This window comes from Pelagibius litoralis (genome assembly GCF_011683915.1).
GTDB lineage: Bacteria > Pseudomonadota > Alphaproteobacteria > Kiloniellales > Kiloniellaceae > Pelagibius > Pelagibius litoralis.
The window spans coordinates 14,096-38,333 of sequence record NZ_JAAQPH010000014.1 but is presented as its reverse complement, the minus strand read 5'-3'; the positions used below and the strand labels follow the sequence as shown (position 1 = coordinate 38,333).

Sequence of the window (24,238 nt, the reverse complement as noted above, 5' to 3'; positions counted from 1 at the left end):
TCGATCTCAATCCGCCCGGCTCTATAGGCGCGCTCAAAAGGTAATGCCCGGCGGCAATACGCGGACCACCGTTTACGCCAAACCTCACCCCATATACGTCAAAAGTGGTATCGGCGCGCGAGTCGTGGATGTAGATGGCCTGACGTATTTGGATCTCGACAATAACTTTACTGCGCTCATTCACGGACACGGATTCACTCCCATAGCAGAGGCGTTACGTGAGCAAGCCGTGTTTGGAACGAGCTTCGGCGCCGCGACCGAATTTGAGGTCGAATTGGCCGAACTGCTTTGCGAGCGCGTACCGTATTTCGAACATGTTCGCTTCATGAATACCGGCACTGAAGCCGTTATGAATGCGGTCAAAGCGGCGAGAGCGCTGACCGGGAGATACCGAATAGCCAAATTTGAGGGCGCCTATCATGGCAGCTACGATCATGTGCAGGTGAGCTTGGATTCGTCTCCGTCGAATTGGGGTGAAGGGAAACCGCGACCGGTTGCATACGACGTAGGTACGCCGCCTTCCGCACTATCGGAAACCGTGGTCTTGCCTTTCAACGACGAGGATGGCTGTCGTGCTATCTTAGATGTGGACAAGACCGAACTCGCCGCAATCTTGATTGACCCCTTGCCGAGTCGCTTAGGCCTCATTCCCGCAGATCCTGGCTTTCTAAGGTTTTTACGCGATTACACTAGCGACAACGGCATGCTGCTTATCTCCGACGAAGTGCTCAGCTTTCGCCTCGGTGCGGAAGGCGCAATCAGCCAGTCAGATGTAGAAGCCGACCTCTGCGCTTTTGGAAAAATCATAGGCGGCGGCATGCCGATCGGTGCTGTCGCTGGTCCGCGCGAATTCATGGCCGCTTTCGATCCAAGCAAAGGTAAGCCTGCCGTTTCCCAAGCTGGAACCTTCTCTGCCAATCCAATGAGCCTTCGCGCTGGCTTGGAGGCAATGAGGGCAATGACGCCGCAGCGCTTTGAGGAGATCAATGAACTCGGGGCGTACAGCCGAGCACAGCTTAGTGCCTGTCTAAGCGACACTGGTGTAGAAGGACAAGTCGTCGGTGCCGGTTCTTTATTCAAGCTGCATTTTAAGTGCGGATCGCTTCGGAACTATCGGGATACCTATCCTGCTGACCGCGCAAGGCAACGCTTGACACGCCTAGTGGCTTTCGCTCGTGACAACGGCATTCTTCTTCCAGCAAGCGGACTTGGGTGCCTCTCCACGGTCATGACGCAGTCCGACATTGATGAGTTTGTGGACGTGCTTCGGAACGGACTCCGGATAATCGCGAAAGAAGAGAGTTGATGTTAAATTCTGGAATTAAGGCGAACGCTATGAGAACCACCCAAAAGACTCAAGTGACGGTTGCTCAATCCATTGCCCGAGCGTTAATGCGCCATGGTGTGGAGCTTACCTTCGGGCAGAGCCTACCTTCGCTTGTTCAGCTTTCAAATACTGATCTGGGTATTAGGCAGATAGCCTATCGGACGGAAAACGCCGGTACTTATATGGCCGATGGATATGCACGGGTTTCGCACCGTGTCGCTGTCGTGACGGCACAGAATGGACCTGCCGCGACATTGCTAGTGCCTGGTTTGGCGGAGGCCCTGAAGGCGTCGGTACCGATTGTCGCCATCGTCCAGGACGTGCCGGTCGCTGCAGTGGACAAGAACGCATTCCAGGAACTTGATCATATAAAACTGTTTGACAGTTGCACCAAATGGGTTCGGCGTGTGACTGACCCTACGCGAGTCGACGATTACATCGACATGGCCTTCACCGCTGCAGCAAGCGGGCGACCCGGACCAGCTGTAATATTGTTACCGGCCGATTTGCAAAGCGCCGCGGCGTCGGTGGATCCCGTTCGCAATGTTTCGCTTGGTCACTACCCCCTTGATCGGGTCACATCTGACTCAAGCCGCATCCGGCAGGCGGCGGAAATGGTTTCCGAAGCCGAACACCCGCTTATTGTCGCCGGCGGCGGCGTTCATATTTCCGGCGCTCACGATGTCCTTGCGGACATACAAGAGCAGTTCGGAATTCCCGTCGCAACGACCGCAATGGGAAAGGGTGCTGTCGGTGAATTCCATCCGCTAACCCTTGGTGTTGTTGGTTATTTTATGGGCAAGCGTGGCGCTACTCGTTACATGCGGCCAATTATCGATCGGGCCGATGTCATTCTACTTGTAGGAACTCGCACAAACCAAAATGCCACTGACTCTTGGAGCCTATTCCCGCCGACCGCGCGATATATCCATTTGGATCCTGACCCGCAGGAGATAGGCAGAAATTACGAGAGTCTACGGCTTGTCGGCGACGCGAAACTAACTCTTGAGGCATTGAAGCAACACCTAAGCGCATTGGATCTCGGCCGCAGGTATCAGGCTCGGGCAGTTCTTGAACAAGAGATCGTCAGCGCGCGGACTCGGCATAGAGACGAGACGTTGGATGTTGCCAAAAGCGACCTGCTGCCGCTTCGCCCAGAAAGACTCATGACGAAAATCCAGGACCACCTTACAGCCGAGACCGTCGTGGTTGCGGATGCGAGCTATTCGTCCATTTGGATAGCGAACTATCTGCGCTCACTTGCTCCAGGCATGCGCTTCATCACGCCTCGGGGCATGGCCGGGCTTGGATGGGGGTTTCCCATGGCGCTCGGGGCCAAGCTTGCGAACCCGGAGTCACCGGTTCTTGCCATTGTCGGCGATGGGGGGTTTGCTCACGTATGGTCGGAACTCGAGACCGCTTGCCGGATGGACATTGCGGTCACAGTCGTGGTGCTGAACAACCGGATCCTTGGGTATCAACAAGATGCCGAGGACGTAAAATTTGGCCGTCACACTGATGCCTGCGGACTGAACAATGTCGATCATGCGCAGATTGCTCGCGCTTGCGGGTGCGAAGGACAGCGGATTTCAAACATTGATGAGTTTTCGCAGGCACTAGCCGACGCTTTGCGGTCTCATAGTACGACCGTTTTGGATGTCGAGATCGACCCTGCGGCTTACCCACCAATCACCATGTTTGATGGATACTTAGACTCTGTCCGGACCGCGCGCGCTCTGGACGATGGAAAGCGAGACGAATCGTGAGTGCGACGTTGATGCCAGTAAATCCAACCCGACGTATCGCGCTTGTTACGGGCGGTTCAAGTGGTATCGGCTTTGGTATCGTCGAGCGCTTGCTGATGGATGGTTTTCGAGTAGCGTTTTGCAGCTCCGATCCAGACCGCTTGGAGGTAGCGTACAGAATCCTGAACACGACTACGCCAGCCGAAGATATTATGGCGCTGTGTGCGGATGTTAGCGACGAGGATAGTGTCAAGGGCATGTTTACAGATATCCGGGACCGCTGGGGTCATGTTGATGTTCTCGTCAACAACGCTGGAATTTCAACCCGTCGCGCGAACGAACAGCCGTGGATTTTCGACCTTTCCCTTGAGGACTGGGACCGAGTCGTGAGAACCAATCTCACTGGAACGTTTCTTTGTACCCGCTTCTGTGCCCGAGACATGGTCGAAAATCGCTGGGGGCGGATCATCAACATCACTTCGTTGGCCGGCCGCACAATCCCCTTGATTGCTGGGCCGCACTATGCGGCATCAAAAGCTGGGATTTTTGGATTGACCCGAGCTCTTGCGCGGGACTTGGCGCCCTACGGCGTCACGGTCAACTGCGTCGCGCCAGGTCGCATCATTACGCCAATGACCGGCTCTGCCGAAGCACCTGTGAATATCGCTGCCCTGAAGAGAATCCCGGTTGGAAGGTTCGGCACTCCGGCCGACATTGCTGGGGCTGTCGCTTACTACGCATCCGAGGACGCTGGTTTTGTTACCGCCGCTGCTCTGGACGTAAACGGTGGAGAGTTCGGCTAGTAGATGTTTAGTCCCACGGAGTGATACTGGCGTGAAAATCAAGATTGTCTGGGCCAAAGTCGTCCGTTAAGAGCTCTGAATCTGTTGGATTTGGCAGGTTCGGAGGCTTTCCAAAGTAATCGCAATTACGAGAAATCAGTGTTTTGAAGGCTGGATCCCTGCGATTTAGGATTCCGTTTTGGGGTGATCCATGATTCCCTTTTCGGATCGAAAGGGGATATCGGATGCGACCCAAGAAGCGCGATGAGAAGGGCCCGGGCGACTTGTTCCGCGCGCGGTTCGATCAGATCTTCGACATGCGCCACGAGCGCTCGAGACTCAGCCGTTGGCGCGGGCGCCCGAGCGAGACGCTCGAACTGCACCTGGCCGAGAGCTTGAGCGTAGAGGATTAGAAACAGAGGCTTCCCGCCCGGGTTGCGAGATCGGCTGAGGAGGATAGAAGAACAGTTTAACCGGCGCGCCTGAAACCTGGTTGCAGCCACGACCCTCGAGGCCGGCGAGTTAAAGAGGACAGGCGTGCGCGGATACGCATGATGGCCCGGAACTGCAACTCCACCCAGAGGCTGGATAGATTGATGCGGACCGTGTCGGCCATCCAACGAAAACCGAACTTGCGCTGTGGGCGTGGTCCATAGATCGGCTGCAAGGGCTCCATCGCAGTCCCGGCCGCGAAGCCCAAGGGTGGCCAGTTTGTGCTCCACTCCAAGGCCTTCCACGGCCGGCCTTATGACGGTCACACCCTGGAGACCGTCATCACCGAGACCGAGGCCCTCACCGCCACCGGACGCAACCTGCGCTTCGTCCTCAGATGGCTGAGAAAGCTCTTGTGCAAAATTATCGCCGTCCTGATCGCCGCTATCATCCCACTCTCAGCGCTCAGAACCGCTTCCTGTCGGACGACCACGTATTCTCCATGGATCATCTCAGCCTCCCGTAACGACCACCGGCTGCCGCTTTCACCTCCAGGGTGCCATAGCTCAGCACCCAGGGGTGACTCATGTCCATAGATGACTGCACCTTCCAAAGGATCAAATTGCCTAACTGACCACGTGCTCGAATATCATGTATCGCGATCACCAAGGGCGCGACGTTTTATTTCATTCAACGTTTGCTAGTTGCTCCTTATCCTTCCTCTTGGGGAAGGGCACCACCGACAACTTGATCAGATCTAATGCCTGTCGAAGTGCTGCATCAGTGCGACCTGGACTAGGTGAAGCAGCAAACACATGCCCTATTACGTCCTGAAAGGACCCATGCCAAACGAGAGGTGTTCCTGCCTCGACTTTCAGTTCTACATCCGTGATCCCAGGAATCGCGCGGGCCTCACGCTCGCCGCTGATCTCCTGTAGTAAGCCATTTTGCTCGACCATAAGCCACCTCGCGGCAGCGGCATGCGAGCGGGTTTTGCGAAGGTCGGGTTGGAGGTCTAGGAAAGGCTTGAGGGCCTCTGCATAGAGGTCAATACCGTGCGCTAGCCGAATCAACTCGGGCTCTGGGGCACCCACAATACGCGGATTCACCTCAATGACAACTGGGCCACGGCTGGTTATCCGGATTTCGGTATTCACCGGTCCCCAGCCGAGGCCAAGCGCCTGCAAACTTTGCAATGCGACAGCAACAACACGGTCATTTTCGTCACTGGTCAGGTGCGCTGGAAAAGTGAATTGACGCATGGTAAAATAAGGCAATTCGCTAAAATCTGCTGCCGAGATCGCTGCGACTTCACTTCCAATTGTCGAGACAGTGTAAAACGATCCTCTTGCAAATTCCTCGACCAGCACGTTCGGCAGCGGTGGCAGTCCGTGCTTACCAGCCAACAGAAAATCCGTGTGCTCGGCTACCTCGTTAAGATCACGGCACAACTTTACACCGGAACTGCCGCGGCCGGTGACCGGCTTGACGATGACTGGCAATCCAACCTCTGCGGCGGCCTTTATAGCGGCGACAGCATCCCTTGCGAGGCGGTACGCCGGCGTCGGTATGCCGGACTTGGTGAGGAGTTGACGCTGCACAAACTTATCCTGGCATCGCTTGATCGCTTCCGGATCTGGTCCGGGTAGCCCAAAATGCCGGCAAACCATAGCGGCCATTGGACAGAAAACTTCCGATACCGTCGTACTGCCGACAATATCGTAAGTCAGAGTCAACTGCTCGCATGCGTCGATTATGGCGCCGATATCGCCGGTATCGACCTGAATTGCATCAACTTCGTCGGCTGCGATGTAGCTCATGCGGGTTGGATTGTTTGATAGCATCACCGGACGGAGGTCAAATCTTCGGGCTGCCTGGGCAAATTTTCGGCAAGCGCCAGTGGGGCTGTCTTCAATTAGGATTAACACTCTTTCAGTCACTTGATTTCCCCTTATAGTTCCTATCCATAAAGATCATCTGTGTTGAAGACGGCGGGACTTTTAAACGCTGCAAGTTTCTGCGGCTCAGCCAATCCTTCGACGTACAAATACCTGAGCGTTGTTGGGATGCTAGTGAGCATAGGGATGTTTTTTTGGGGCGCCAACCGACACTGGCTCCTAAGTATTTATTACCGTATTTATTTGATTTTATACTTATTTTATTTTCTAAATATCGGATAATTTGGAAATATATAAAGTAAAATTTTTGATAAAGTTTTGTATATAGTGTTTTAAGTCTCGATGGTTGAAATGGATCCAGCTTGGATAGGCCCTGTTTACAAAGTGGCCAGTCGTAAGCATCGGCGAATGGTCGCGAGATGAAGTGCGTCGAGGAAGGGTTGCGCCAGCTTGTCGTATTGGGTGGCGACGGCCCGGTTGATCTCGAGGTGGCCGATCATGTGCTCGATGCGGTCGCGCTCGCGATAGATGCTCCGGTTCCAACGGATCATGGCTTTGCGATGGGCCCGCCGGTGGGATGGCGGCCCGGACGCCATTCTCGCGCAGCGCGTTGCGAATCGCGTTGGTGTCGTAGCCCTTGTCAGCGAGCAGATAACAGCAGGGCGTATCTCGGCGACGCGGTAACGACTTCGAACGCCGTGCAGTCCGCCGCTTCGCCGCCGGTGAGGTGGAAGACGAGCGAGATGCATCGGGCATCACTGAGACAGTGAACTTTACAGGTGAACCCGCCCCGCGAGCGGCCAAAAGCCTGCTCGCGAGCCCCTCTTTTGCGCCGGCAACCGAGGCATGGCCCCGTACCATCGTCGAGTCGATGCTGTAGCGGAAGTTATCCGCAATCCACTGGGCCCGCGTGGCGGCAACAGCCTCCCACACGCCGGCCTGGCTCCAGCGTCGGAAGCGCTGGTACACGGTCATTCACTTGCCGAACTTCTCGGGAACGTCGCGCCACGGCCCCTTGCGGGCCGCCCACGAACTGATACTGAAGGGCATCCAGGTCTCGTCGGGCGGCGTGCGCGGCGTTTGGGGCCGCCATGACTTGGTTGACCAAGCTCCAACGCCTGCTGCGCCTGGAGAAGCACGTCTCGGACAAGAAAACCGACCTGACGGACGAGCAGATCAGGCTGCTGGAACGCTTCAGCTCGGAATTCCGCGAACGCCACATCGAAACCCGCCATACCGGCGACCTGGTGACCGTGGGCACATTTTTCGTCGGCCACCTGAAGGGGGTCGGCAAGGTCTACCTGCAGACCGTCATCGATTGCTTCTCCCACTACGCATGGGGCGGCTCTATACCTCCAATCTGCCGGTGACCGCCGTGCACGTCATGAACAATAACGTGATCCCCGCCTTCGAGGCCCACAACGTCCGGATCGCCAACGTGCTCTCGGAGAACGACAGGGAGTATTGCGGCCGGCCCGATCGACACCCTTACGAGCAGTTCCTGCAACTCGAAGAGATCGTGCATTGCACCACGAAGGCCCGCCGCCCGCAGTCGAACGGTTATGTCGAACGCCTGCACCGCACCCTGCTCGACGAGCGCTTCCGCGTTTTGGGCCTAACCAAGTTCTACGAGAGCGTCGAAGAGAGGCAGGCCGACCTCGACGCCGGTCTCGGCACATACAACACCAAGCTCCCCACCAGGGCCGCAATATGCAGGGAAGAACCTCCGCGACAGTCATTGTCGCAAGCCTGCCAAAAGCCAAAAGCGCAAAGGAGGAAAACCGAAAAAAGCAGCCTAAACTATCCAAGCCCCGGAGCGGCAACTGTCAGGCGATAACCATCCCTGTACAACCCGTTTGCATATGGCCAGCCCAATTCGCAACACTGCAATTTTTCGTCATAACGATCGCATCATAACAAAAACATTGTAAAAGTTTTACAGCCATACCGCGTGTTTGTATGAAACCATCCGCGTTAGTTAAGCGTGGCAAAGTTTCGGCTGTTCTCAAAGATGCGAGGCTTGGGCAGGGCGCACGTGCCTTTTGGCAGACTCTATGATCTCGAAATTCGGTGGCGAGAGAAATCGGCGACGTCATTCCAAAAATGATATTCGTGGGCGATAGAGAAATTGGGAAATAATGTTCGGACACTGTTATCGCCAGTCGGCCTAGTATATTCTCTATTGTTTGCTATTGTATTTAGCAGAGGCGTGTTTGTTATCATAATTTCGTGGTTTGCATTAAGCGTTACTGGTGAACTTGCTTCAGTCGGCCTAGTACTAATATGGCGGCCTTTGCTCAATGTGACGATCGGACCCTTCATGGGCGTCCTTGTCGATCGCTTCAATCGCCGTAACCTCTTTATCATTGGCCAGATCCTGCATACAGCTGGCAATTCATGGCTGATACTCAATGTCCATATTCGATCATTGGACCAGATCGGAATGGCGCCGCTTTATATGACAGCCTGTGTCGTATCCCTTGGTGCCCTACTTTCCGCTCCGGCGGCGCAGGGGTTGCTCCAGTCGGTCGGCGGCAAGTCGCTGACACAGGTTGTTACCGTCGGAGTCGCGATTGTCCAAACAGCCGACATTTTCGGCGTTTTGTTCGGCGGGCTTGCCATTGTTGCACTTGGATTCGAGGGCGGCCTAGCGATCAGTGCAGCCTGCTCGATCGCTGCCATGTGTTTTGCTCTGCCTCTGCGGAAGAATGGCGAGGTATCGCCTGGTGGAGAGACGACGACTTATTCCGTTGCCATTGCCGACGGTTTCCGGCTCATTTTTCGGGACCACCGACTCTTGATAACTTGTATCGCAATTGCGTTGATTTGGTCTACCTCCCAGATAACCATGGCTTTACTGGCCGCGTTCACTCTAATTGAACTTGGTCTGGGAGCCGACGCATACGGCTGGATAGACGCAATGTGGGGAGTTGGCGGAGTCGTCGGCAGCATGGTACTGGTCTGGTTGCCTCGGTCTGTTGTCGAACGCTACTTGCTAAGATTTGGTTTGTTGCTTCTCGCTGCGGCAACGGCCAGTTTTTCGGTGGCGCAGGGTTTATCGTCCGCAATGTTGCTGCAAGGCCTTATGGGATTAGCGTTCGCAGTAAATCGCACTACTTACGATGCTTACATTCTCAGAACGGTCGACAGCGGGATGGTAGGTCGTGTCCGAAACAATATAGAGGCTACAATCGGGGTGATAGGCATTGTCATTTATCTGTCACCCACCCTTTATGCCGATCTCTCTATACGCACGGTCTATGTGAGCTTCGCGGCAGTTCTGGCGGCGGCCTCTACAGTTCTCCTAATATGGCGCTATCGACTGGACGCCGCAGAAAAGACTTCAGTTGCTCAATCGGAAACATAATTAGTTGCCCGTGAGGAACGCGTAAGTGTTTGATGTTTGGACGGGATCGGCGATACGGAAGTAATCGGTATTGCAAGAACGCGGGGTGATGATGCCGGTTTCCTTGCGATTTCGGATTCCCGATTTGGTCGGTTTGTGATTCCCTGGAGACCGGCTTTCGGCTTCTGGAGTGAGCGATGAGCAAACCGCGCGACGAACGTCACAAAGATCTGTTCCGGCCAGCGCTGGAGTAGATCATCGATCCGGGCCATCCGCTGCTGGTGCGGTTGGCGCGGGAGATCGACTGGGGCTTTCTCGATGGCCGGTTCGGTTCGGTCTGCCGGTCCGACCCGGGTCAGCCGCCGCTGCCGACGCGGCTGGTGGCCGGGCTGCTGATCCTCAAGCATATGCACGATCTGTCGGACGAAGAGTCCGTCGAGATATTGCCCTGCGACCATTCTCTGGAGCGCCGGTGATTAGAGTTTTCCGGCATTCTTTTCCTCTGCATCGACAAGGCTCAGGAACCAGTGGACGTTCAAACACTCCGCCCGCAAGCCTCTTGAAAGCTTCGATGAACGCATTGTCCGTCGGCTTGCCCGTGCGCGAGAAGTCCAGGATCGCATCGTTTTGGTAAGCTCAGAGGTCGAGATCGCGCGAAGTGAACTCCGTGCCCTGGTTAATGCGAATGATCTCAGGGTAGCCGATCTGCGCGCAGACACGATCAAGCGTCGCCACGACATCTTCGCCGCGATAGCTGAACCGCGGGTCGATGGCTGGCACATAGCGTGAGAAGGTGTCTATCAGCAGGATCCGCAGCTTGCGGCCTGTCGCCAACTGGTCATGCACGAAGTTCATTGCCCAGGTCTCATTGGGTCGGGACGCAGAACAACGGCCGTCACGCAGCTTTGCCTTGACCCGCCGCTTTGGCGTCTTGTTGCGCAGCTGCAGGCCCAGCTCGTTGTAAATCCTGCGTGTTTTCTTCTGATTGATCATCCATCCCTCGCGCCGAAGCATCACATGGACGCGGCGATAGCCGTAGCGTACCCGCGTTTCGCATATCTCCTTGATCCGCTGTTCCAAGGCGGTCTGCCTGGGTCGACGCGACCGGTAGTGATGCTGGACTGATTGAACAGCAGGACACCACAGGCCCAGCGGATCGATACAGCCCAATCACAGCGCATCTCGTCGACCAGCGTTCTCTTCCGGGCAGGCCTCAGAGCTTTCGTTTGACGATGTCCTGAAGCATCTCCTTGTCGAGCGACAAATCCGCCACGATCTTCTTCAGCCGACCGTTCTCGTCCTCAAGCTTCCGCAAACGCCGCGTCTCCGACGGCACCAGGCCGGCATATTTCTTTTTCCAATTAAAGTAGGTCGCCTGGCTAATGCCAGTCTGGCGGCAGATCTCAGCAACCGGCGTCGCACCTTCTCCCTGTTTGATGATGAACGCCTTTTGAGCGTCCGTGAATCGTGATGCTTTCATCGTTCTCCGCTCCTTTCCCAGCCAGGAAACTCATCGCGGAAAACTCTAACCATAAATGCTCCAATTCTCGGGAGGTAGATCATTTACGTCAGTGTCCGATTTTTGGGAAGTAACTCAAACAAACGAGCCTGACGATTCTCGAAAGCTTTACACAAACGTGTCTTAGTCACCTTAGCCAAGGTGTCGTATCTTCTCTTTCTGCGGAAGCAAAAATTGTGACCTCGGTTCGATATGGATCAAAGTCTCAACAGGTTTCTAGATCGCAACCCGATACACGCAGTCTGCAAGAGGACCAAAGTCCATGGCGTTCAATAAATCGAGTACTTCTGACGGACCAAAGCTTGAAAAACCCAAAAAGAAAACCTCTTTCCGCAATACGAAATTCGTAATTGAAAAATCGCTTCCGGCTTTCGATGCAGCCTATGACGCGGGTGTGATGGGTGTTCACGGACTGTCCCTAGATGGTCGTCGAGTGCGCCTAAGTGACGGCCGATGTGTGACTGACTTCGTCAGGTGTTCCTATCTGGGGCTCGATAATCATCCCAAGCTGATCGAAGGTGCAGTTTCAGCAGTCACGCGCTATGGATCTCTACATTGGTCCTGCGCTCGTACCCGTCTCAATTCAAATCTTCTGCGCGAACTCGAGGAACGTTTGGCCATCCTGTTCTCAGCACGCGTGATTGCCTATTCGACAGTAATGGTGGCCAACATGGGGGCTCTGCCTCTCATAGCATCGGGTTACCTTACCGAAGGCGTCAAGCCCGTTATGGTATTCGATCGTCTTTGTCACGTAACTCTGGCCTATCACAAGCCAGCTATGGCGGACGAAACGAAGGTTCTGACCATCGACCACAACGACATTGATGCACTGGAACAGATCTGCCAGACGCACAAACGTGTCGCCTATGTGGCCGACGGCGTATATTCCATGGGCGGCCATGCGCCTGTGGCCAAGATTCAAGAACTGCAAAATCGCTACGGTCTATTTCTTTACATAGACGACGCGCATGGAATATCCATCTTCGGCGAGAAAGGTGAAGGCTACGCCCGGTCGCAGTTCCCAAACGAGCTTGGTGGATTGACGATCATCGCAGCCTCCTTGGGCAAGGGCTTCGGCGCGTCCGGCGGTATTCTGATGCTCGGCACCAAGCGGCAAGAGGATCTTTTTCGCCGCTATTCGCTCGCTTATGCCTTTTCGGCCGCACCCAATCTCGCCGCGGTGGGCGCAGCGCTCGCGTCCGCACAGGTACATGAGACGGCCGAACTTGCAAAGTTGCAAAAGGAGCTGTTTGACAGAATTCGATTCTTTGACCAGCGCGTAGATACGGTCCAACGCGGGGATCCGCTTCCTATTCGGCTCTTCCCGGTCGGGAACTCAAGCAAAGCGATTTATGCAGCGCAGCAACTGCTGGAGAGCAAGCTCTACACTTCAGCAGTATTCTTTCCAACGGTGGCGCAGAATGAGGCCGGCATCCGCATCTGCCTGTCAACTGCGCACTCTCTTGGAGAAATAGATGAGCTCTGCGAAGAACTGAACAATCTCGACAACGAAATGATATCCGCTTCTCAACTGAAAACGGCTTGAGAGAGGTTGATCGAAAGTGCGCATTCTTGTCTGTGTTAAGAAGGATCTCCTTGGTTGTCTAGTGCTAAACCGGCTTTGCCGTGCGCTACAGACTGACCAACTCGCCGCAATTCTAAGCATAAAAACCAGAGCGAGTCCCAGTGGTCCTGCTGAGCTTATGTCTTTGGAGTTTTTTGAATCCGAGTTTCCGAACAATGTCCTTTTCCCGTTGGTTGAAGGGGAATCTCTACCTCACGAGGAACGGCAACTTACCTTTGCAGAATTCGGGCCGACCAGAGGTATCACCTCTCGGGTGCTTTATAGTCTACAACCTCCAGATTTTGAGGCGTTCGTCGAACAGTTCCAACCAGAAATAATAATCTCGGCTAGATTTAGCTTCATCTTTGACGACGCAGTCATATCCAGTTTTCCCGGGAAAATCATTAATGTCCACCCAGGCGCCTTGCCACGTTATGCTGGGCTATTTCCGGTGTTTTGGCAGCTACTCGAAGGACAAGAAAAGCTAGGCTGCAGTGTGCACTTGATTGATCGCGGCATCGACACTGGTGACATCCTTTTTCTGGATTGGATCGACGCAAATAAAGAGAAGTCTATGCTCTGGCACCAAGCACGGCTCTATGAGTTAGGGGTTGACAGAGCTGTTGAAGCTATCAACACCCTGCGGAGGGGAGGAGAGCTTCATGGGACCTCTCAGAAATTCGGCCAACGGAAATATTTTCGCTTACCAGAAGAGCACGAACTGAGCAGTTTTCGCAGCAGTGGGTTCAGCTTAATCAACACCGCCGATTATTTAGATCTGATCACCGGGTTTGTTCATACGCCTGGCAAAACCCGGGAATCTCATTCAGTCCGGCGAACACGAGGGACCACATATCAGCATTCCGAGTTCCCCTAGCGCAATCGCGAAACAGACTAGATGGAAGATTACAATGAAGGCTCAATGCTGGAAGAACCGTCCATCTGGATCCCGACGATCATTCTGCTGAGGATCAAGGCGATGAAGGAAGCACGTCATGTTTCAAGGTTCACGGCCGTCTAACCTCTACGCGGGCCGGCCGCCGCATCGGTGCGCTCTGAGGCCGATCAAGCGGAAGGTGGTGAACTGAAATGACAAACATTGACTACAGGCATTCAATTGAGGCCTACGAGCGGGCTAAGAGGGTGATGCCCGGCGGCAATACCCGAAGTAGTGTTTTCGAAAACCCTTTTCCAATTTATGTCAAATCCGGCCGTGGTGCATATGTACGCGACGTTGACGGACATGACTACCTTGATTTCCAGAACAATTTCACGGCGCTAATTCATGGGTATGCTCACCCGGAAACGCTTGCGGCTTTGACAGCTGCAGCGGGACAAGGCTTCAGCTTTGCCCACCCAACAACCAGTGAAATCGATCTTGCAGAAGTCCTTTGTGATCGCGTCGGATATTTCGAGCGCATACGATTCATGAATACGGGCTCTGAAGCGGTGATGATGGCTGTCAAGGCAGCCAGAGCGATTACAGGCCGATCAAAGATCGCAAAGTTCGAAGGGGCCTATCACGGGAACTACGACTTTGTCGAAGTGAGTTTTGACCCGGTGCCGGAAAATTGGGGGCAGGATGCCCCAGAGGCCGTGCCGTACAACATTGCCACCCCGCGTTCGATCTTGGATGATGTTGTGGTAATTCCGTTCAACGATCTCCCAGGCACAAAGCAAATCCTTTGCGACCGCCGGTCCGAACTTGCCTGTGTTTTGATTGACCCCTTGCCGGCGCGGGTCGGCCTTGTTCCGATCGATCCGTCGTATCTCTCGTTTTTGCGCCAATTCACGGAGCAGCATGGAATCCTTCTCTTGTCCGATGAAGTACTCAGCTTTCGTATCGGCTACGGAGGCGCGCTCTCGCGGTTTGGTGTCGAACCAGACCTATGTGTGTTCGGAAAGATCATCGGTGGGGGGTTGCCCATAGGTGCCGTGGCGGGTCGCGCAGGAATCATGAAGGTGTTCGATTCGAGCCGGGGTAAGGCGTCCGTCTCGCAGTCAGGAACCTTTACTGCAAATCCTCTGTCAATGGCAGCTGGCGCTGCCTCGATGAGTGCAATGACCGCCGAGGTTTTTGAGCAGTTGGATGATCTTGGTGAATATACCCGGCGACGGCTTCGCGAGGCCATTGCAGAGTCCGGGGTTTCTGCGCAGGTGACCGGCATGGGATCCTTGTTCCGTATCATGATTAAAGAAGAAAATGTACTCGACTATCGGAGCGGCTTTCCAAGCAACTGCGAGCGTGACCGTCAGCGACGACTGATCGCATTTGTCCGAGACAACGGAGTGATCCTGTCGGCAACTGGACTCGGGGCACTCTCAACGCCGATGACGACGTTAGACATCGACAAGATGATCGAGATCATTGGGCGAGGCCTCCAAGCCGTCGACAGCCAAGTGACAAAGTGATGGCGTGCAGTGAAGAGCACTAGCAGGCTGCTGAAAAAGTCACCATTTCCGGGCCTTTAGGATAGCCTCGTCACCGCGCAGGTCACGCCGGCGTTCATGGCGGCGCCTCCAACAACCTGGGTAGTCGCACGAGGTTATAGGCGGCTAGAGCCAGGATGAAGGAGGCGTACACCCGTTCTCGGCCCCGAAACTTTGTCTTTTCCTGCCGCCCTGGACCTTGACCCAGCCGAAGATCTCTTCGATCCGCTTGCGGATACGCTGGCTGATCCGGTAGCGGGGATGGCGGGTGGTGCGGTCGTCGATCTTGGACTTACATCGCTTGCCGGTCTTGGTCAGATGATTCTGGACCGCCACATGGGGCGTCACCTTGCGCTCGCGGAGTTCCTCGACAAAACCCGCCACGTCGAAGCCCTTGTTGCCTGCCAGGGTGATACGCCGCGTGCCGCTCTTGGCGTTCACGGGCCGGTGGGCGTCAAGCAGTTCAAGCGCCGCCTAGCGCTCGGCGTGCCGGAAGCCACGCTCACGCCGCCGCCGACCACCAGGCCGTTGCGATTCTCCATCAGGGCATGGCCCATGACGCACAGCCTGCTTTCCCGACCATTGCCCTTGCGATAGAGCCGAGCATCCGGATCGGTGGCGCTTTCGTGGATCCCGTTGGAGCGCTTCTCGCCGTGAAAATTCCGCTCGCCGTTGCGACCCGCCCCAGGACCTCCGCCGCCGCCGGCCTTGGGGCGAAATGACTTCATCGACGCCCGGGCATCGATTAGCGTGCCATCCACCGAAAAATGTGGTCTCGGCTGATAAGCTGCCGCACCCTCTTGTGCTTCACAACGCCGTTCAGAAGCTTCGCCGATACGTCCGGCTCCAAAATCCGATCTCGGTTCTTGCAGAACGTGCTCGCATCCCACACCCGGTCATCCACCCCAAGGCCGATAAACCAGCGAAACAGAAGATTAAAATCCAACTGCTCCATCAATTGTCGCCCGGAACGGATCGCATAAAATGCCTGCAACAAGAGAGCGCGCAGAAGCTGCTCAGGCGCGATCGACGGTCGGCCTATGTGCGATCCCGTCAACCCGAAATCCGACGGCAATTCAGACAAAACATCATTCATAATCCCACGGATCACCCAAGGCGGATGATCCGACGGCACCCGCACCTCAAGATCAACATAGCTGAAAGAGCGCCGCTCCGACCGTCATCGCTTCGCATCAAAGCCTCCTTCTCGACAAGACAAAGGAATCATGAATTACGTGCCATGGGGAGACTTTTGCAGTGACCTGCCAACTCACAACGGTCCATTTTTTGGAGATCAGATCGGCAGCCATTGAGACCGTGAAATCTACCTTGTTAAGAAACGCGATTGGAACTTTTGCGAAAACTTTACCAATGAAGTTTCTGAGAATTGCTATGCTTGTAGATGTTTGAACAAGGAACATTTCGACGCAATGAAACAAGCTCAAGCAAGGTTCACTACGACCTGTTCGGGTAATTGATTACGTAAGTTAGACCGTTGAGAAACTCTCCGGCAGACGCGTGCCCTGTAAGGGTTCCGCAATACCGGTTTCTCAGAGCGAAACCCCTGGATCACGTCATGGGGGTAGTGGGCGACAAAGATTACTGTATTTCGTAGGAGATCATCGCTGGTCGCATACACAGGGCACTCTGTAAGAGGTAAGCGCCGGACACTGTCACATAGTGTGAGAAAAACTGATAGGCGAGAAGAAGTATGTTTGTTAGAAGCCTGAGAGATGTGGAAGCTACCGATTTCCACGTTGATTGGGGCAATGGCACCAGCCATCGCCTGCTGACTGAAAAGGATGGAATGGGTTACACCGTGTGCCACACCGTAGTCCGCGCCGGTTCGGAGTCCTTGTTGCAATATCGCAACCACCTCGAAGCCTGTTATTGCATCGACGGCGAAGGAGAAGTCGAGGATATGAACGGCAATGTCTATCCGATCAAGCAGGGCGACATCTATGTTCTAGACCAGAACGACCGGCACTACCTACGAAGCGGCAAGAACAAGGATCTTGTCCTCGTCAGCGTCTTCAATCCTCCCTTGAGGGGCACAGAGAAACACGACCTCACTAAGCAGAACGGATCGGCCTACTGAGCAAGCAAGATGTGCTGCTTGATGGAGCCCTTCCTTCTAGCATTGGAGTTCGTTGTATCCGCGCAGAATCGCCCTTGAGCAGACTATGGTCGTCCGATTACTTCTAAGCTAAAGCGAGACAGTTTTGAGAGAATGCCTCGGCCGGTGTCATGTACACGAGGCACTTGCTGGGTGTGTTGTTCATCCAGCGAATGATCTTGTTTATTGCATGTTCTTTGAAGCGGCTGATATGGAAAGTTTTGGCGGATATCGCCCGAGGCGTTTGTTGAAGTTCTCGGCGCCGCCCTTCTGCCAAGGTGAGCGGCGTTGGCAATAGTAGACTTTGATTTTCCACCGTTGACGTTTTTGACGTCGCTCAAGGGGTGTGAAATGGGTGACCTGCCCCAGATCAGTGGCCCAGCTACTGTGAGAGAGCCCGGAGGGTTTCAGGGTAAGGCGATTTGACCTTTGGCGGCAAGATCGCATTGGGTGCTGGCGGTCTATAGCCGAGCGAACTGTGCGGCCTGATGGTGTTGTAGTGCTGGCGCCAACGTTCGATCAGCACCCTTGCCTCCTGCAGCGTGTAGAAGATCTCCCCGTTGAGCAGCTCATCGCGCAGCTTGCCGTTGAAGCTCTCGTTGTAGCCGTTCTCCCAGGGCGACCCCGGTTCGATGAACAGTGTTTTCACGCCAACCCGCGGCAGCCATTCCCGCACCGTGATGGCAGTAAACTCACTGCCATTGTCAGACCGGATGTGATCAGGCGGTCCAGGGTGACGAAGCTGGGCGCCGAGGCCCCGCGTTCGATGGCGCGGACCGCCGTCTCGGAGCGGTCGATCCGCTCGGCAAGGTCAGCCTGGGTCAGGCCGCGCCGCTTGCGCAGGGCGCGGACCAGAAGACCGACTTCCCGGGCGAGGGCGATGGTGGGCATCGGCGTCTAGGCCAGTATGAGAGGGTCTGGCGTCCAGCGGCGCACTGGGCCGACGCGCTGCCCGGGATTGGCCAGCCGCTCCAGATCGATCAGGGCGGCTTGCAGCCATTCACGGTCCTCGTACATGTAGACCCGCGCCCCGCCGCGCCGTGAGGCGATGACCCCAAGGGCGAGCTTGGCGTGGATGCCCGCCACGGTGTGGGCCGGTACGGCAACGGCCTCGCGCACCGCATCGGCATAGCGTCCATGGGTTTCCCAGCAGTGCAGCCAAGCCTCCGGGTGCGTGTCCCGGAAAGGCCGGTATGGAATATCAAGGCGCAGCTCTCTAGCCTCGCGGAGGCGGGCGCGCAGCCGCCGCGCCCGGGCGTTTTGGTTACGATAGCGTTCGGCCACCGCGATGCGGCGGAACAACTCGGCATCGGGGTTGGGATCGGCGCTGAGCAAGGTCGGAACCGGCAGGGCGGCCAGCGCCTGGAAAAGCGGAAATGCCATTGCCGGGGCGGCGACGCTGCCGGCCAGCATGGCCCGGCGCGAAAGTCCTGTGCTAAGGGTATAGTCAGCCATGACCGGACTCCTTCGAAGTCGGGTTGTGGTCAGGCGCGGGAGGGTGTTGGCGCATCCTCTCGTGCCGCTTGTTTGCCTTTCGGTTGTATCCATCAGGCAAGCTATCTAGCGTGCCTCAGGCTAAATAGTCAGTGACTCCATGTCAAACAAAAATTTTCATTATAAAGATATGTCCTTTTCTCCAAAGCAATGCCACGCCGCTAGAGGGCTACTCAACCTATCCCAGTCGGAGGTTGCAGAACCGGCTCATGTCACTGCTGCGACACTCTCTCAATTTGAGCGATACGGAAAGGCGCCAGGCTACAATAATCTCCAGGCGATTCGGGCCACCTTGGAGACCGCCGGCATCGCGTTCATTCCTGCGAACGGCGGAGGGCCGGGTGTCCGCCTGCGTGAGGTGCGGAGTGGGTTTGGTACCAGCGAAACGCTGTTTTTTCCGGACCTGTGCCGGGCGGCCCGCAATATATTGAACATGTCGCAGTGGGATCTCGCTGAAGCCGCTGGAATTGCACGGTCGACGGTTGCCGAGTTCGAGCGTGGCGCGCGGGTGCCGACCTCCAATAATCTTCAGGCAATGCGTGACGCCCTGGAAGCTGCCGGCGTCGCGTTCATCGAAGCCGATAGTTCCGCCGGGCCCGGTGTTAGGCTGCGGAAGTGATGCTCGAAAGATTGAAACCTACCAACGAGAGATTTTCATACCCTGTGCACCTGCGGTGCGGAAAACTAGCTGGGGCCATCTCGGCAAAGGGTTGTCCGAAACGGCTTTCGCTTCCCCGTTGCCGATTACGCTGGCGCCGGTTGCCGTTTACAGTGCGATCAGGGTGCCTAGAGCAGATCCCGGGCGGATGGAATCGCCGGAGGCGATCCATCGACCGGGTGAATCTGCTCTAACTGTTTGATGGCGATCGGATTCACATGTTTTGGCGCAACCACGAAGTGGTTCCGTCAAAACATGATCCGATCCAGCAAAACCGGTTTCATAACAAAGCGTTGAGCCAGCCGGGCGCTGTAATCATCTTCTCTGAGCGATTTTAGCAGTTGGGTGAAGAGGTAGGACTGCCGGGAAACTCCTGTGGGTAGTGACTGAAGTCGACCCGAAGCAGCCGCTCTGCTTAACTGACGTGAACGGCCGGTTTGCGGACTTTGCTGTCATTCTACGGAGGCAGCTGAATGTCAGCTCTTGGGGCGCTCACTTAGTGATTTCGATGTCGTTAGTTTTGGTCCAGTGGTCAAATGCCACGACGATTTTACCATCCTCAAAGACAGGGAAACGGCGAGGTTGCTCAGGAGGTCAAGCGAACAGCTTCGATAAGAGGGTATACATTCCGGTAAGCAGGCGTTCTTATCGTTTACGCGCAAACCCACGGCGAGCTCTATTCGACTATTTCTACATCACAAACTATGTCGACTTTCGCCTTCGCAACGTACTTTGCAAAGAGTCAGGAGCGCAAAGTGGTTTGGTGTGCGACCCCAAGGGCAACGGCTCCAGTGGTTTCTCAGGCCTTTTGCACATTCGCGTGTGACTGTTAAGCAAAAGATACCCAGCGAACACAATCAAAGCGGCGCCGACGATTGAGAATCCTTGTGGCACTTCGTTGAACGCAAAGTAGCCGATAAAAACAGCGCCAATCAGTTCCAAGTAGACCAGTGGCGACAAGGATGACACGTCGGCAAATCGAAAGGCGGCGATCGCGAGGACGTGACTGGCCGCAGAAAGTCCACCAAGGCCGACAAAAAACGTCAGATCTTCCCATGTCGGTGTGGACCAGGACAGGAGGGCTTGGGGTGTCAGCAATATCGTCCCTACGACACATTGAAACGCCAGCGTTTCGATCAGATCGCTGGCTGTTGACGCATGCCGTGTGGCAACGAGATAGAGCGCAAAGAACAGACCGGCGCCGAGTGCCAGGAGAATGCCCGGCTCGATCACGGTTCCGGGTTGCAGGATGATGATCGCCCCGGCGAAGCCGAGGACAAGGCTGACAAATCTCCGGCGCGTTAAGCGTTCCTTCAAAATGATAACGGAAAGGGCGACCGCAATGATGGGTCCAACAAAGTAGGCACTGACGGCCGTCGCCAGCGGAATGCGCGCTATCGAAAGAAAGTAGAGCGTCATCGCCGCGACAAGACAGACCGTTCGCGCTACATGCGACTTTCGGCGTTCCCTCGGGAGGAAATGCCGACCTCGCAAGATCGCGGCAGCCGGAAGAACGATCGCGCTGGCGACCGCGTAGCGTGCCCAGGAAAGGAAGAACGGTGAGTAGTCGGCACTGAGATATTTTGCGATCCCGTCCACGATTGGAATCAAAAGCATCGCAAGAGCCATGAGTGCGATGCCCTTCGCTGGTTGACTGGAAATCGCCGACCCGACGGGTGCCATCCTTGCCACTCCTACCGATACCCGGTCGTGTCGGCAGGTTTTCCTGCATCCTGCACTTCCGGGACGTATCGCCAAGCATCCGGCTGGCTGCCATCCGTGTCGGTGAAGCCGTAAATCTGCGCCAGACCGCCGCTCGAAAGCGACTGGCCGTTCCACCGCGCGCTCTCCGGGTCGGCTGCCAAAGCTGCAACGGCCCGACCGACGTACGCCGGGCTTTCGGAAATCGCAAAATGCGGCACCTTGTCAGTTGCATCTCGCCAGGTCGCCTCCGTCACATCGAAAGCATCCAGCATGGCTTCGGAGCGAAGCCAGCCCGGCGTCAACGCCACCGCCGTCCCACCATGGGGTTTCAGTTCGTGGGCCAGAGAAAAAGCCATGCGGTTCACTGCTGCCTTGGCAAGATCGAAGAAGAAAGACACGCGATAGTTGGCGGCGTTGTACTCGTCGGTTCCGTCAGTCACTTCGACAACCAGAGCTCCCGGACGTTCGATCAGCAACGGCAACGCAAAATGCCCGGTAATAGCGTGAGTATCGACGGCCAGCCGCAGAGTTCGCAAACCATAGTCGAGATCACTCTCCCAAAGCGTCTTGTTCCATTCCATCCGGGTCGCCCCCCAGATATCGTTCACCAGAATGTCCAGTTGGCCCTGCTCTGACCGGAGCCTGTCGACCAGTGCCTTTACCTCCGAGGGGATGAGATGATCGACCCTGACGGCAATGCCAACGCCACCAGCCTGATCGACAAGCGCGGCGGTTTCCTCGATGGTTTCGGGCCGGTCCATCTCGGATCGGCTTTCAGTTGTCGAACGTCCCGTTACATAGACCGTGGCCCCGGCACGCCCCAACTCTGTCGCGATCCCTCTGCCTGCGCCGCGTGTTCCGCCTGCCACCAAGGCAATTTTGTTTCTCAGCGGCTTTTCCATGTCTTGTTCTCCTCCACGGTCGTTTCGACCACGTTGCGTTGTGGGCTAGTTACTGTCATTATGCACTTTGATAGACACAGGGTATATAGCCACGGGTTACTGGTCAAATGAAATTAGACAGTTACATAGATGCCGGTATTCTCGCTTCCGTTGGATTCGCAAACAAACTCACCCCCGGCTATGCCTGCGGAAGGCCGGTCGCCGAGATCGATGTGCTACAAGCCGTCCGGCAGGTTGTTGCGGTAGACCCTCCTTCTGTCGCAGCCGTGTCGGAGAATGATGCAGACGGCTTCGTGGCGTTGGCGCAACGACTGCGTGCGATATTCGTCGGTATTGACGGAGGTGACATCGATGACGCGGCAGAATTGCTGAACGATATCCTGTCGGAGCATCCAGCGACCCCCTATCTGGCAAAGGAAGAGGGGTTCTGGCACCTTCACCACCATCCTGCGAATGCTGCCGTTCTGCCAATGTGGACCGCGATTTGTGCCGAGGGACTTGCCCGGATGATCGGCACGCAGAATGCGAATCGTCTTGGCATCTGTATGGCGGATAACTGCGACCGGGTTTTTGCAGACACATCAAAAAACGCCACCCGACGGTTTTGCTCGTCAGCCTGTCAGAACCGTACCAAGACGGCTGCTTTCCGCGCCAGAAAACGCGAAGCGGCGGTGACCGAAAACAAACCCTGATAAGCGGCAGCTTTTGACCGCGATCCTGCCACCCAGACAATGACGGCAAAGTGCGCTTCGCCGATTTGAGAGATTGGCACGGCAAATGACTGCAATACGGGTGGTCTGTGACCGTCCGGTAAAGGCGCTCTGGCGCTGTACCGGTGGTGCCTGTTGGGCTCTATCCTGCCATTCGCTGCACAACGCACGAACTACCGCTCCTGGCCGGACACGGCCATAGGCGTCGAATTCATCGCACAAGCGGTGAACCTCCCCTACATACCGATGCCGGGCCCACGTTTGCGGCCCAACTCCCAGGAGATGCCGCTGCCCCGGATGACACCCGAGACTTGCCGGCCCAGGGCCTTCTCGATGACCGGCCGCCGGGGAACCAGTATGAACTCCCGCGAGCGCTCCACCAGCGCATCCTTGCGCCGTCTAAAGGTGTCGGCGACATAGCACTCCTTGCGGCGGACTTGTGCACGCCAATTGCCTGAGGCTAGTTTCGTGATCGATGGCATCCCTGTGCACTCCGTCTCCGCGTGTGCGCTACCTGTGCCCAGGGAGATCAAAAGAGGTCCAAACCTGTGCAATTTGAGCTATTTTGAGGTGCACAGGTCCACGGCCTGGTCCCTTGAAGGGTAGTATAAACAGTTGAAAAATAAAGAACATTTATTGTCCGTGGCGCCCATGATGGACTGGACGGATCGGCACGAGCGGGCCTTTCTGCGGACCATCAGCCAGCGCGCGCTGCTCTATACGGAGATGGTGACGACCGGTGCCATCCTGCATGGCGACCGCGACCGTTTCCTTGCCTTCGACGATGTCGAGCATCCCGTAGCGTTGCAGCTCGGCGGGTCCGATCCGGACGACCTGGCCGCCTGCGCGCGCGAAGGCGCGTTGCGCGGCTACGATGAGATCAATCTCAATCTCGGCTGTCCCAGCGACCGGGTGCAGCGCGGCCGTTTCGGCGCCTGCCTGATGACCGAGCCGGATCTCGTGGCCGACTGTGTGGCGGCGATGATCGGTGCTGTCGATATCCCGGTGACGGTGAAAACCCGCATCGGCGTCGATGAGCAGGATTCCTATGAGGCCCTGCAGGCCTTCGTCGAAACCATCGCGGCCGCCGGCTGCCGTTCTTTCACCATTCATGCCCGCAAGGCCTGGCTGAGCGGTCTCAGTCCCAAGCAGAACCGCGAGGTGCCGCCGCTGCGCTACGAAGTGGTTTACGCCCTGAAGCGCGACTTCGCGGATCTGGAGATCGTGTTGAACGGCGGGGTACAGACTCTGGAGGAGGCCGAGGCCCACCTTCAACAGGTCGATGGCGTGATGATCGGACGGGCCGCCTATCAGACACCCTATATCCTGGCCGAGGCGGATCGCCGCATTTTCGATGAGCCGGTTGCGCCGCGCAGCCGCGAACAGATCGTCGAGGATTTTCTGCCCTATGTGGAGCGACAGCTTTGCCTGGGCGTGCCCTTGAAGTCCATCACCCGGCACATGCTGGGTCTCTTCAACGGTCTGCCGGGGGCGCGGGCCTGGCGGCGTCATCTTTCGGAAGAGGCGCATCTGCCGGGCGCCGGCCCGGAAGTTGTTCTGGCGGCACTGGCACGCTGGCAGGAAGCCGGACAGAAACGGCAGGCGGCCTAA

Annotated in this window: 20 protein-coding genes and 4 pseudogenes; 14 read left to right on the top strand and 10 right to left on the bottom strand. The window is 56.1% G+C overall.

What is annotated here, in order from left to right; genetic code table 11:
* Positions 1-43 precede the first annotated feature (43 nt).
* The 4 genes from HBA54_RS17660 (at position 44) to HBA54_RS17645 (ending at position 4,267) form a co-directional block, all read left to right on the top strand.
* Positions 44-1,306: an aspartate aminotransferase family protein gene (locus HBA54_RS17660; RefSeq protein WP_167227035.1), complete on the top strand. Its 1,263-nt coding sequence runs from the start codon at positions 44-46 to the stop codon at positions 1,304-1,306.
* A gap of 29 nt (positions 1,307-1,335) precedes the next feature.
* Positions 1,336-3,093, top strand: a complete 1,758-nt coding sequence (locus tag HBA54_RS17655; protein ID WP_167227033.1) for an acetolactate synthase catalytic subunit — start codon at positions 1,336-1,338, stop codon at positions 3,091-3,093.
* On the top strand, positions 3,090-3,875 hold the full coding sequence (gene fabG, locus HBA54_RS17650; protein WP_205944732.1) for a 3-oxoacyl-ACP reductase FabG: 786 nt from the start codon (positions 3,090-3,092) through the stop codon (positions 3,873-3,875). The genes HBA54_RS17655 and fabG overlap by 4 nt, the downstream gene beginning before the upstream one ends.
* Positions 3,876-4,099: 224 nt before the next feature.
* Positions 4,100-4,267, top strand: coding sequence for a hypothetical protein (locus tag HBA54_RS17645; RefSeq protein WP_167227031.1), 168 nt, complete (start codon positions 4,100-4,102; stop codon positions 4,265-4,267).
* Between the two features lie 705 nt (positions 4,268-4,972).
* On the opposite strand, the gene HBA54_RS17640 is transcribed toward HBA54_RS17645, so the two are convergent.
* On the bottom strand, positions 4,973-6,106 hold the full coding sequence (locus HBA54_RS17640) for an ATP-grasp domain-containing protein (protein WP_205944731.1): 1,134 nt from the start codon (positions 6,104-6,106) through the stop codon (positions 4,973-4,975).
* Between the two features lie 345 nt (positions 6,107-6,451).
* Complete coding sequence (locus tag HBA54_RS30020) at positions 6,452-7,045, bottom strand: hypothetical protein (RefSeq protein ID WP_437126219.1); 594 nt, start codon at positions 7,043-7,045, stop codon at positions 6,452-6,454.
* Positions 7,046-7,190: 145 nt separating this feature from the next.
* Between HBA54_RS30020 and HBA54_RS29135 the strand changes: the two are divergent.
* The 3 genes and pseudogenes from HBA54_RS29135 to HBA54_RS17620 form a co-directional block, all read left to right on the top strand.
* Positions 7,191-7,909 (top strand): annotated as a pseudogene (locus tag HBA54_RS29135) (integrase core domain-containing protein); the annotation flags it as partial.
* 403 nt (positions 7,910-8,312) lie between these two features.
* Positions 8,313-9,551 carry an MFS transporter gene (locus HBA54_RS17625; RefSeq protein WP_322096065.1) on the top strand — a complete coding sequence of 413 codons (1,239 nt, stop codon included), beginning with the start codon at positions 8,313-8,315 and terminating at the stop codon, positions 9,549-9,551.
* A 233-nt stretch (positions 9,552-9,784) separates the two neighbouring features.
* A complete protein-coding gene (locus HBA54_RS17620) occupies positions 9,785-10,006 on the top strand; it encodes a transposase (protein WP_322096068.1) in 222 nt (73 codons plus the stop codon).
* A gap of 18 nt (positions 10,007-10,024) precedes the next feature.
* On the opposite strand, the pseudogene HBA54_RS17615 reads toward HBA54_RS17620, so the two are convergent.
* Positions 10,025-11,010 (bottom strand): annotated as a pseudogene (locus HBA54_RS17615) (IS3 family transposase); the annotation flags it as partial.
* A gap of 301 nt (positions 11,011-11,311) precedes the next feature.
* On the opposite strand from HBA54_RS17615, the gene HBA54_RS17610 reads away from it, so the two are divergent.
* The 3 genes from HBA54_RS17610 to HBA54_RS17600 all read left to right on the top strand — a co-directional run bounded on the left by HBA54_RS17610 (position 11,312) and on the right by HBA54_RS17600 (position 15,025).
* Complete coding sequence (locus HBA54_RS17610; RefSeq protein ID WP_167227023.1) at positions 11,312-12,595, top strand: aminotransferase class I/II-fold pyridoxal phosphate-dependent enzyme; 1,284 nt, start codon at positions 11,312-11,314, stop codon at positions 12,593-12,595.
* A gap of 163 nt (positions 12,596-12,758) precedes the next feature.
* Entirely contained in the window at positions 12,759-13,490 is a 732-nt protein-coding gene (locus tag HBA54_RS17605; protein WP_167227021.1) for a formyl transferase, read from the top strand.
* A 212-nt stretch (positions 13,491-13,702) separates the two neighbouring features.
* Complete coding sequence (locus HBA54_RS17600; protein ID WP_167227019.1) at positions 13,703-15,025, top strand: aspartate aminotransferase family protein; 1,323 nt, start codon at positions 13,703-13,705, stop codon at positions 15,023-15,025.
* Between the two features lie 94 nt (positions 15,026-15,119).
* Here HBA54_RS17600 and HBA54_RS17595 read toward each other — a convergent pair.
* Positions 15,120-16,237 (bottom strand): annotated as a pseudogene (locus tag HBA54_RS17595) (IS5 family transposase).
* A gap of 517 nt (positions 16,238-16,754) precedes the next feature.
* Here HBA54_RS17595 and HBA54_RS17590 point away from each other — a divergent pair.
* Positions 16,755-17,141: an ectoine synthase gene (locus HBA54_RS17590; RefSeq protein ID WP_167227017.1), complete on the top strand. Its 387-nt coding sequence runs from the start codon at positions 16,755-16,757 to the stop codon at positions 17,139-17,141.
* 400 nt (positions 17,142-17,541) lie between these two features.
* Here the strand turns inward: HBA54_RS17590 and HBA54_RS17585 are convergent.
* The 3 genes and pseudogenes from HBA54_RS17585 to HBA54_RS17575 form a co-directional block, all read right to left on the bottom strand.
* Positions 17,542-17,889 (bottom strand): annotated as a pseudogene (locus HBA54_RS17585) (integrase core domain-containing protein); the annotation flags it as partial.
* Positions 17,805-18,050: a helix-turn-helix transcriptional regulator gene (locus HBA54_RS30015; RefSeq protein WP_167227015.1), complete on the bottom strand. Its 246-nt coding sequence runs from the start codon at positions 18,048-18,050 to the stop codon at positions 17,805-17,807. The gene HBA54_RS30015 and the pseudogene HBA54_RS17585, both read right to left, overlap by 85 nt.
* Before the next feature lie 6 nt (positions 18,051-18,056).
* Positions 18,057-18,614, bottom strand: coding sequence for a hypothetical protein (locus tag HBA54_RS17575; protein WP_167227013.1), 558 nt, complete (start codon positions 18,612-18,614; stop codon positions 18,057-18,059).
* Between the two features lie 139 nt (positions 18,615-18,753).
* Here HBA54_RS17575 and HBA54_RS29700 point away from each other — a divergent pair, with 139 nt between their 5' ends.
* Complete coding sequence (locus HBA54_RS29700) at positions 18,754-19,272, top strand: helix-turn-helix domain-containing protein (protein WP_322096064.1); 519 nt, start codon at positions 18,754-18,756, stop codon at positions 19,270-19,272.
* Positions 19,273-20,013: 741 nt separating this feature from the next.
* On the opposite strand, the gene HBA54_RS17560 is transcribed toward HBA54_RS29700, so the two are convergent.
* Both HBA54_RS17560 and HBA54_RS17555 read right to left on the bottom strand, forming a co-directional pair.
* Positions 20,014-20,994, bottom strand: a complete 981-nt coding sequence (locus HBA54_RS17560) for a DMT family transporter (RefSeq protein WP_167227011.1) — start codon at positions 20,992-20,994, stop codon at positions 20,014-20,016.
* A gap of 11 nt (positions 20,995-21,005) precedes the next feature.
* Positions 21,006-21,917, bottom strand: coding sequence for an SDR family oxidoreductase (locus tag HBA54_RS17555; protein WP_167227009.1), 912 nt, complete (start codon positions 21,915-21,917; stop codon positions 21,006-21,008).
* 107 nt (positions 21,918-22,024) lie between these two features.
* Here HBA54_RS17555 and HBA54_RS17550 point away from each other — a divergent pair, with 107 nt between their 5' ends.
* Entirely contained in the window at positions 22,025-22,609 is a 585-nt protein-coding gene (locus HBA54_RS17550; protein WP_167227007.1) for a CGNR zinc finger domain-containing protein, read from the top strand.
* 254 nt (positions 22,610-22,863) lie between these two features.
* On the opposite strand, the gene HBA54_RS17545 is transcribed toward HBA54_RS17550, so the two are convergent.
* On the bottom strand, positions 22,864-23,109 hold the full coding sequence (locus HBA54_RS17545) for a DUF3363 domain-containing protein (protein WP_167227005.1): 246 nt from the start codon (positions 23,107-23,109) through the stop codon (positions 22,864-22,866).
* Positions 23,110-23,278: 169 nt separating this feature from the next.
* Here HBA54_RS17545 and dusA point away from each other — a divergent pair, with 169 nt between their 5' ends.
* Positions 23,279-24,238, top strand: a complete 960-nt coding sequence (gene dusA, locus HBA54_RS17540) for a tRNA dihydrouridine(20/20a) synthase DusA (RefSeq protein ID WP_167227293.1) — start codon at positions 23,279-23,281, stop codon at positions 24,236-24,238.

Coding starts and splice junctions, on each gene's coding strand:
- HBA54_RS29700 (WP_322096064.1), top strand. CDS start 18,754: ATGTCAAACAAAAATTTTCATTATAAAGATATGTCCTTTTCTCCAAAG.
- HBA54_RS17590 (WP_167227017.1), top strand. CDS start 16,755: ATGTTTGTTAGAAGCCTGAGAGATGTGGAAGCTACCGATTTCCACGTT.
- HBA54_RS17600 (WP_167227019.1), top strand. CDS start 13,703: ATGACAAACATTGACTACAGGCATTCAATTGAGGCCTACGAGCGGGCT.
- HBA54_RS17555 (WP_167227009.1), bottom strand. CDS start 21,917: ATGGAAAAGCCGCTGAGAAACAAAATTGCCTTGGTGGCAGGCGGAACA.
- HBA54_RS30015 (WP_167227015.1), bottom strand. CDS start 18,050: ATGCCCACCATCGCCCTCGCCCGGGAAGTCGGTCTTCTGGTCCGCGCC.
- HBA54_RS17660 (WP_167227035.1), top strand. CDS start 44: ATGCCCGGCGGCAATACGCGGACCACCGTTTACGCCAAACCTCACCCC.
- HBA54_RS17655 (WP_167227033.1), top strand. CDS start 1,336: ATGAGAACCACCCAAAAGACTCAAGTGACGGTTGCTCAATCCATTGCC.
- HBA54_RS17560 (WP_167227011.1), bottom strand. CDS start 20,994: ATGGCACCCGTCGGGTCGGCGATTTCCAGTCAACCAGCGAAGGGCATC.
- HBA54_RS17645 (WP_167227031.1), top strand. CDS start 4,100: ATGCGACCCAAGAAGCGCGATGAGAAGGGCCCGGGCGACTTGTTCCGC.
- HBA54_RS17545 (WP_167227005.1), bottom strand. CDS start 23,109: ATGCCATCGATCACGAAACTAGCCTCAGGCAATTGGCGTGCACAAGTC.
- HBA54_RS17550 (WP_167227007.1), top strand. CDS start 22,025: ATGAAATTAGACAGTTACATAGATGCCGGTATTCTCGCTTCCGTTGGA.
- HBA54_RS17575 (WP_167227013.1), bottom strand. CDS start 18,614: ATGGCTGACTATACCCTTAGCACAGGACTTTCGCGCCGGGCCATGCTG.
- HBA54_RS17640 (WP_205944731.1), bottom strand. CDS start 6,106: ATGAGCTACATCGCAGCCGACGAAGTTGATGCAATTCAGGTCGATACC.
- HBA54_RS30020 (WP_437126219.1), bottom strand. CDS start 7,045: ATGGTACGGGGCCATGCCTCGGTTGCCGGCGCAAAAGAGGGGCTCGCG.
- HBA54_RS17610 (WP_167227023.1), top strand. CDS start 11,312: ATGGCGTTCAATAAATCGAGTACTTCTGACGGACCAAAGCTTGAAAAA.
- dusA (WP_167227293.1), top strand. CDS start 23,279: ATGATGGACTGGACGGATCGGCACGAGCGGGCCTTTCTGCGGACCATC.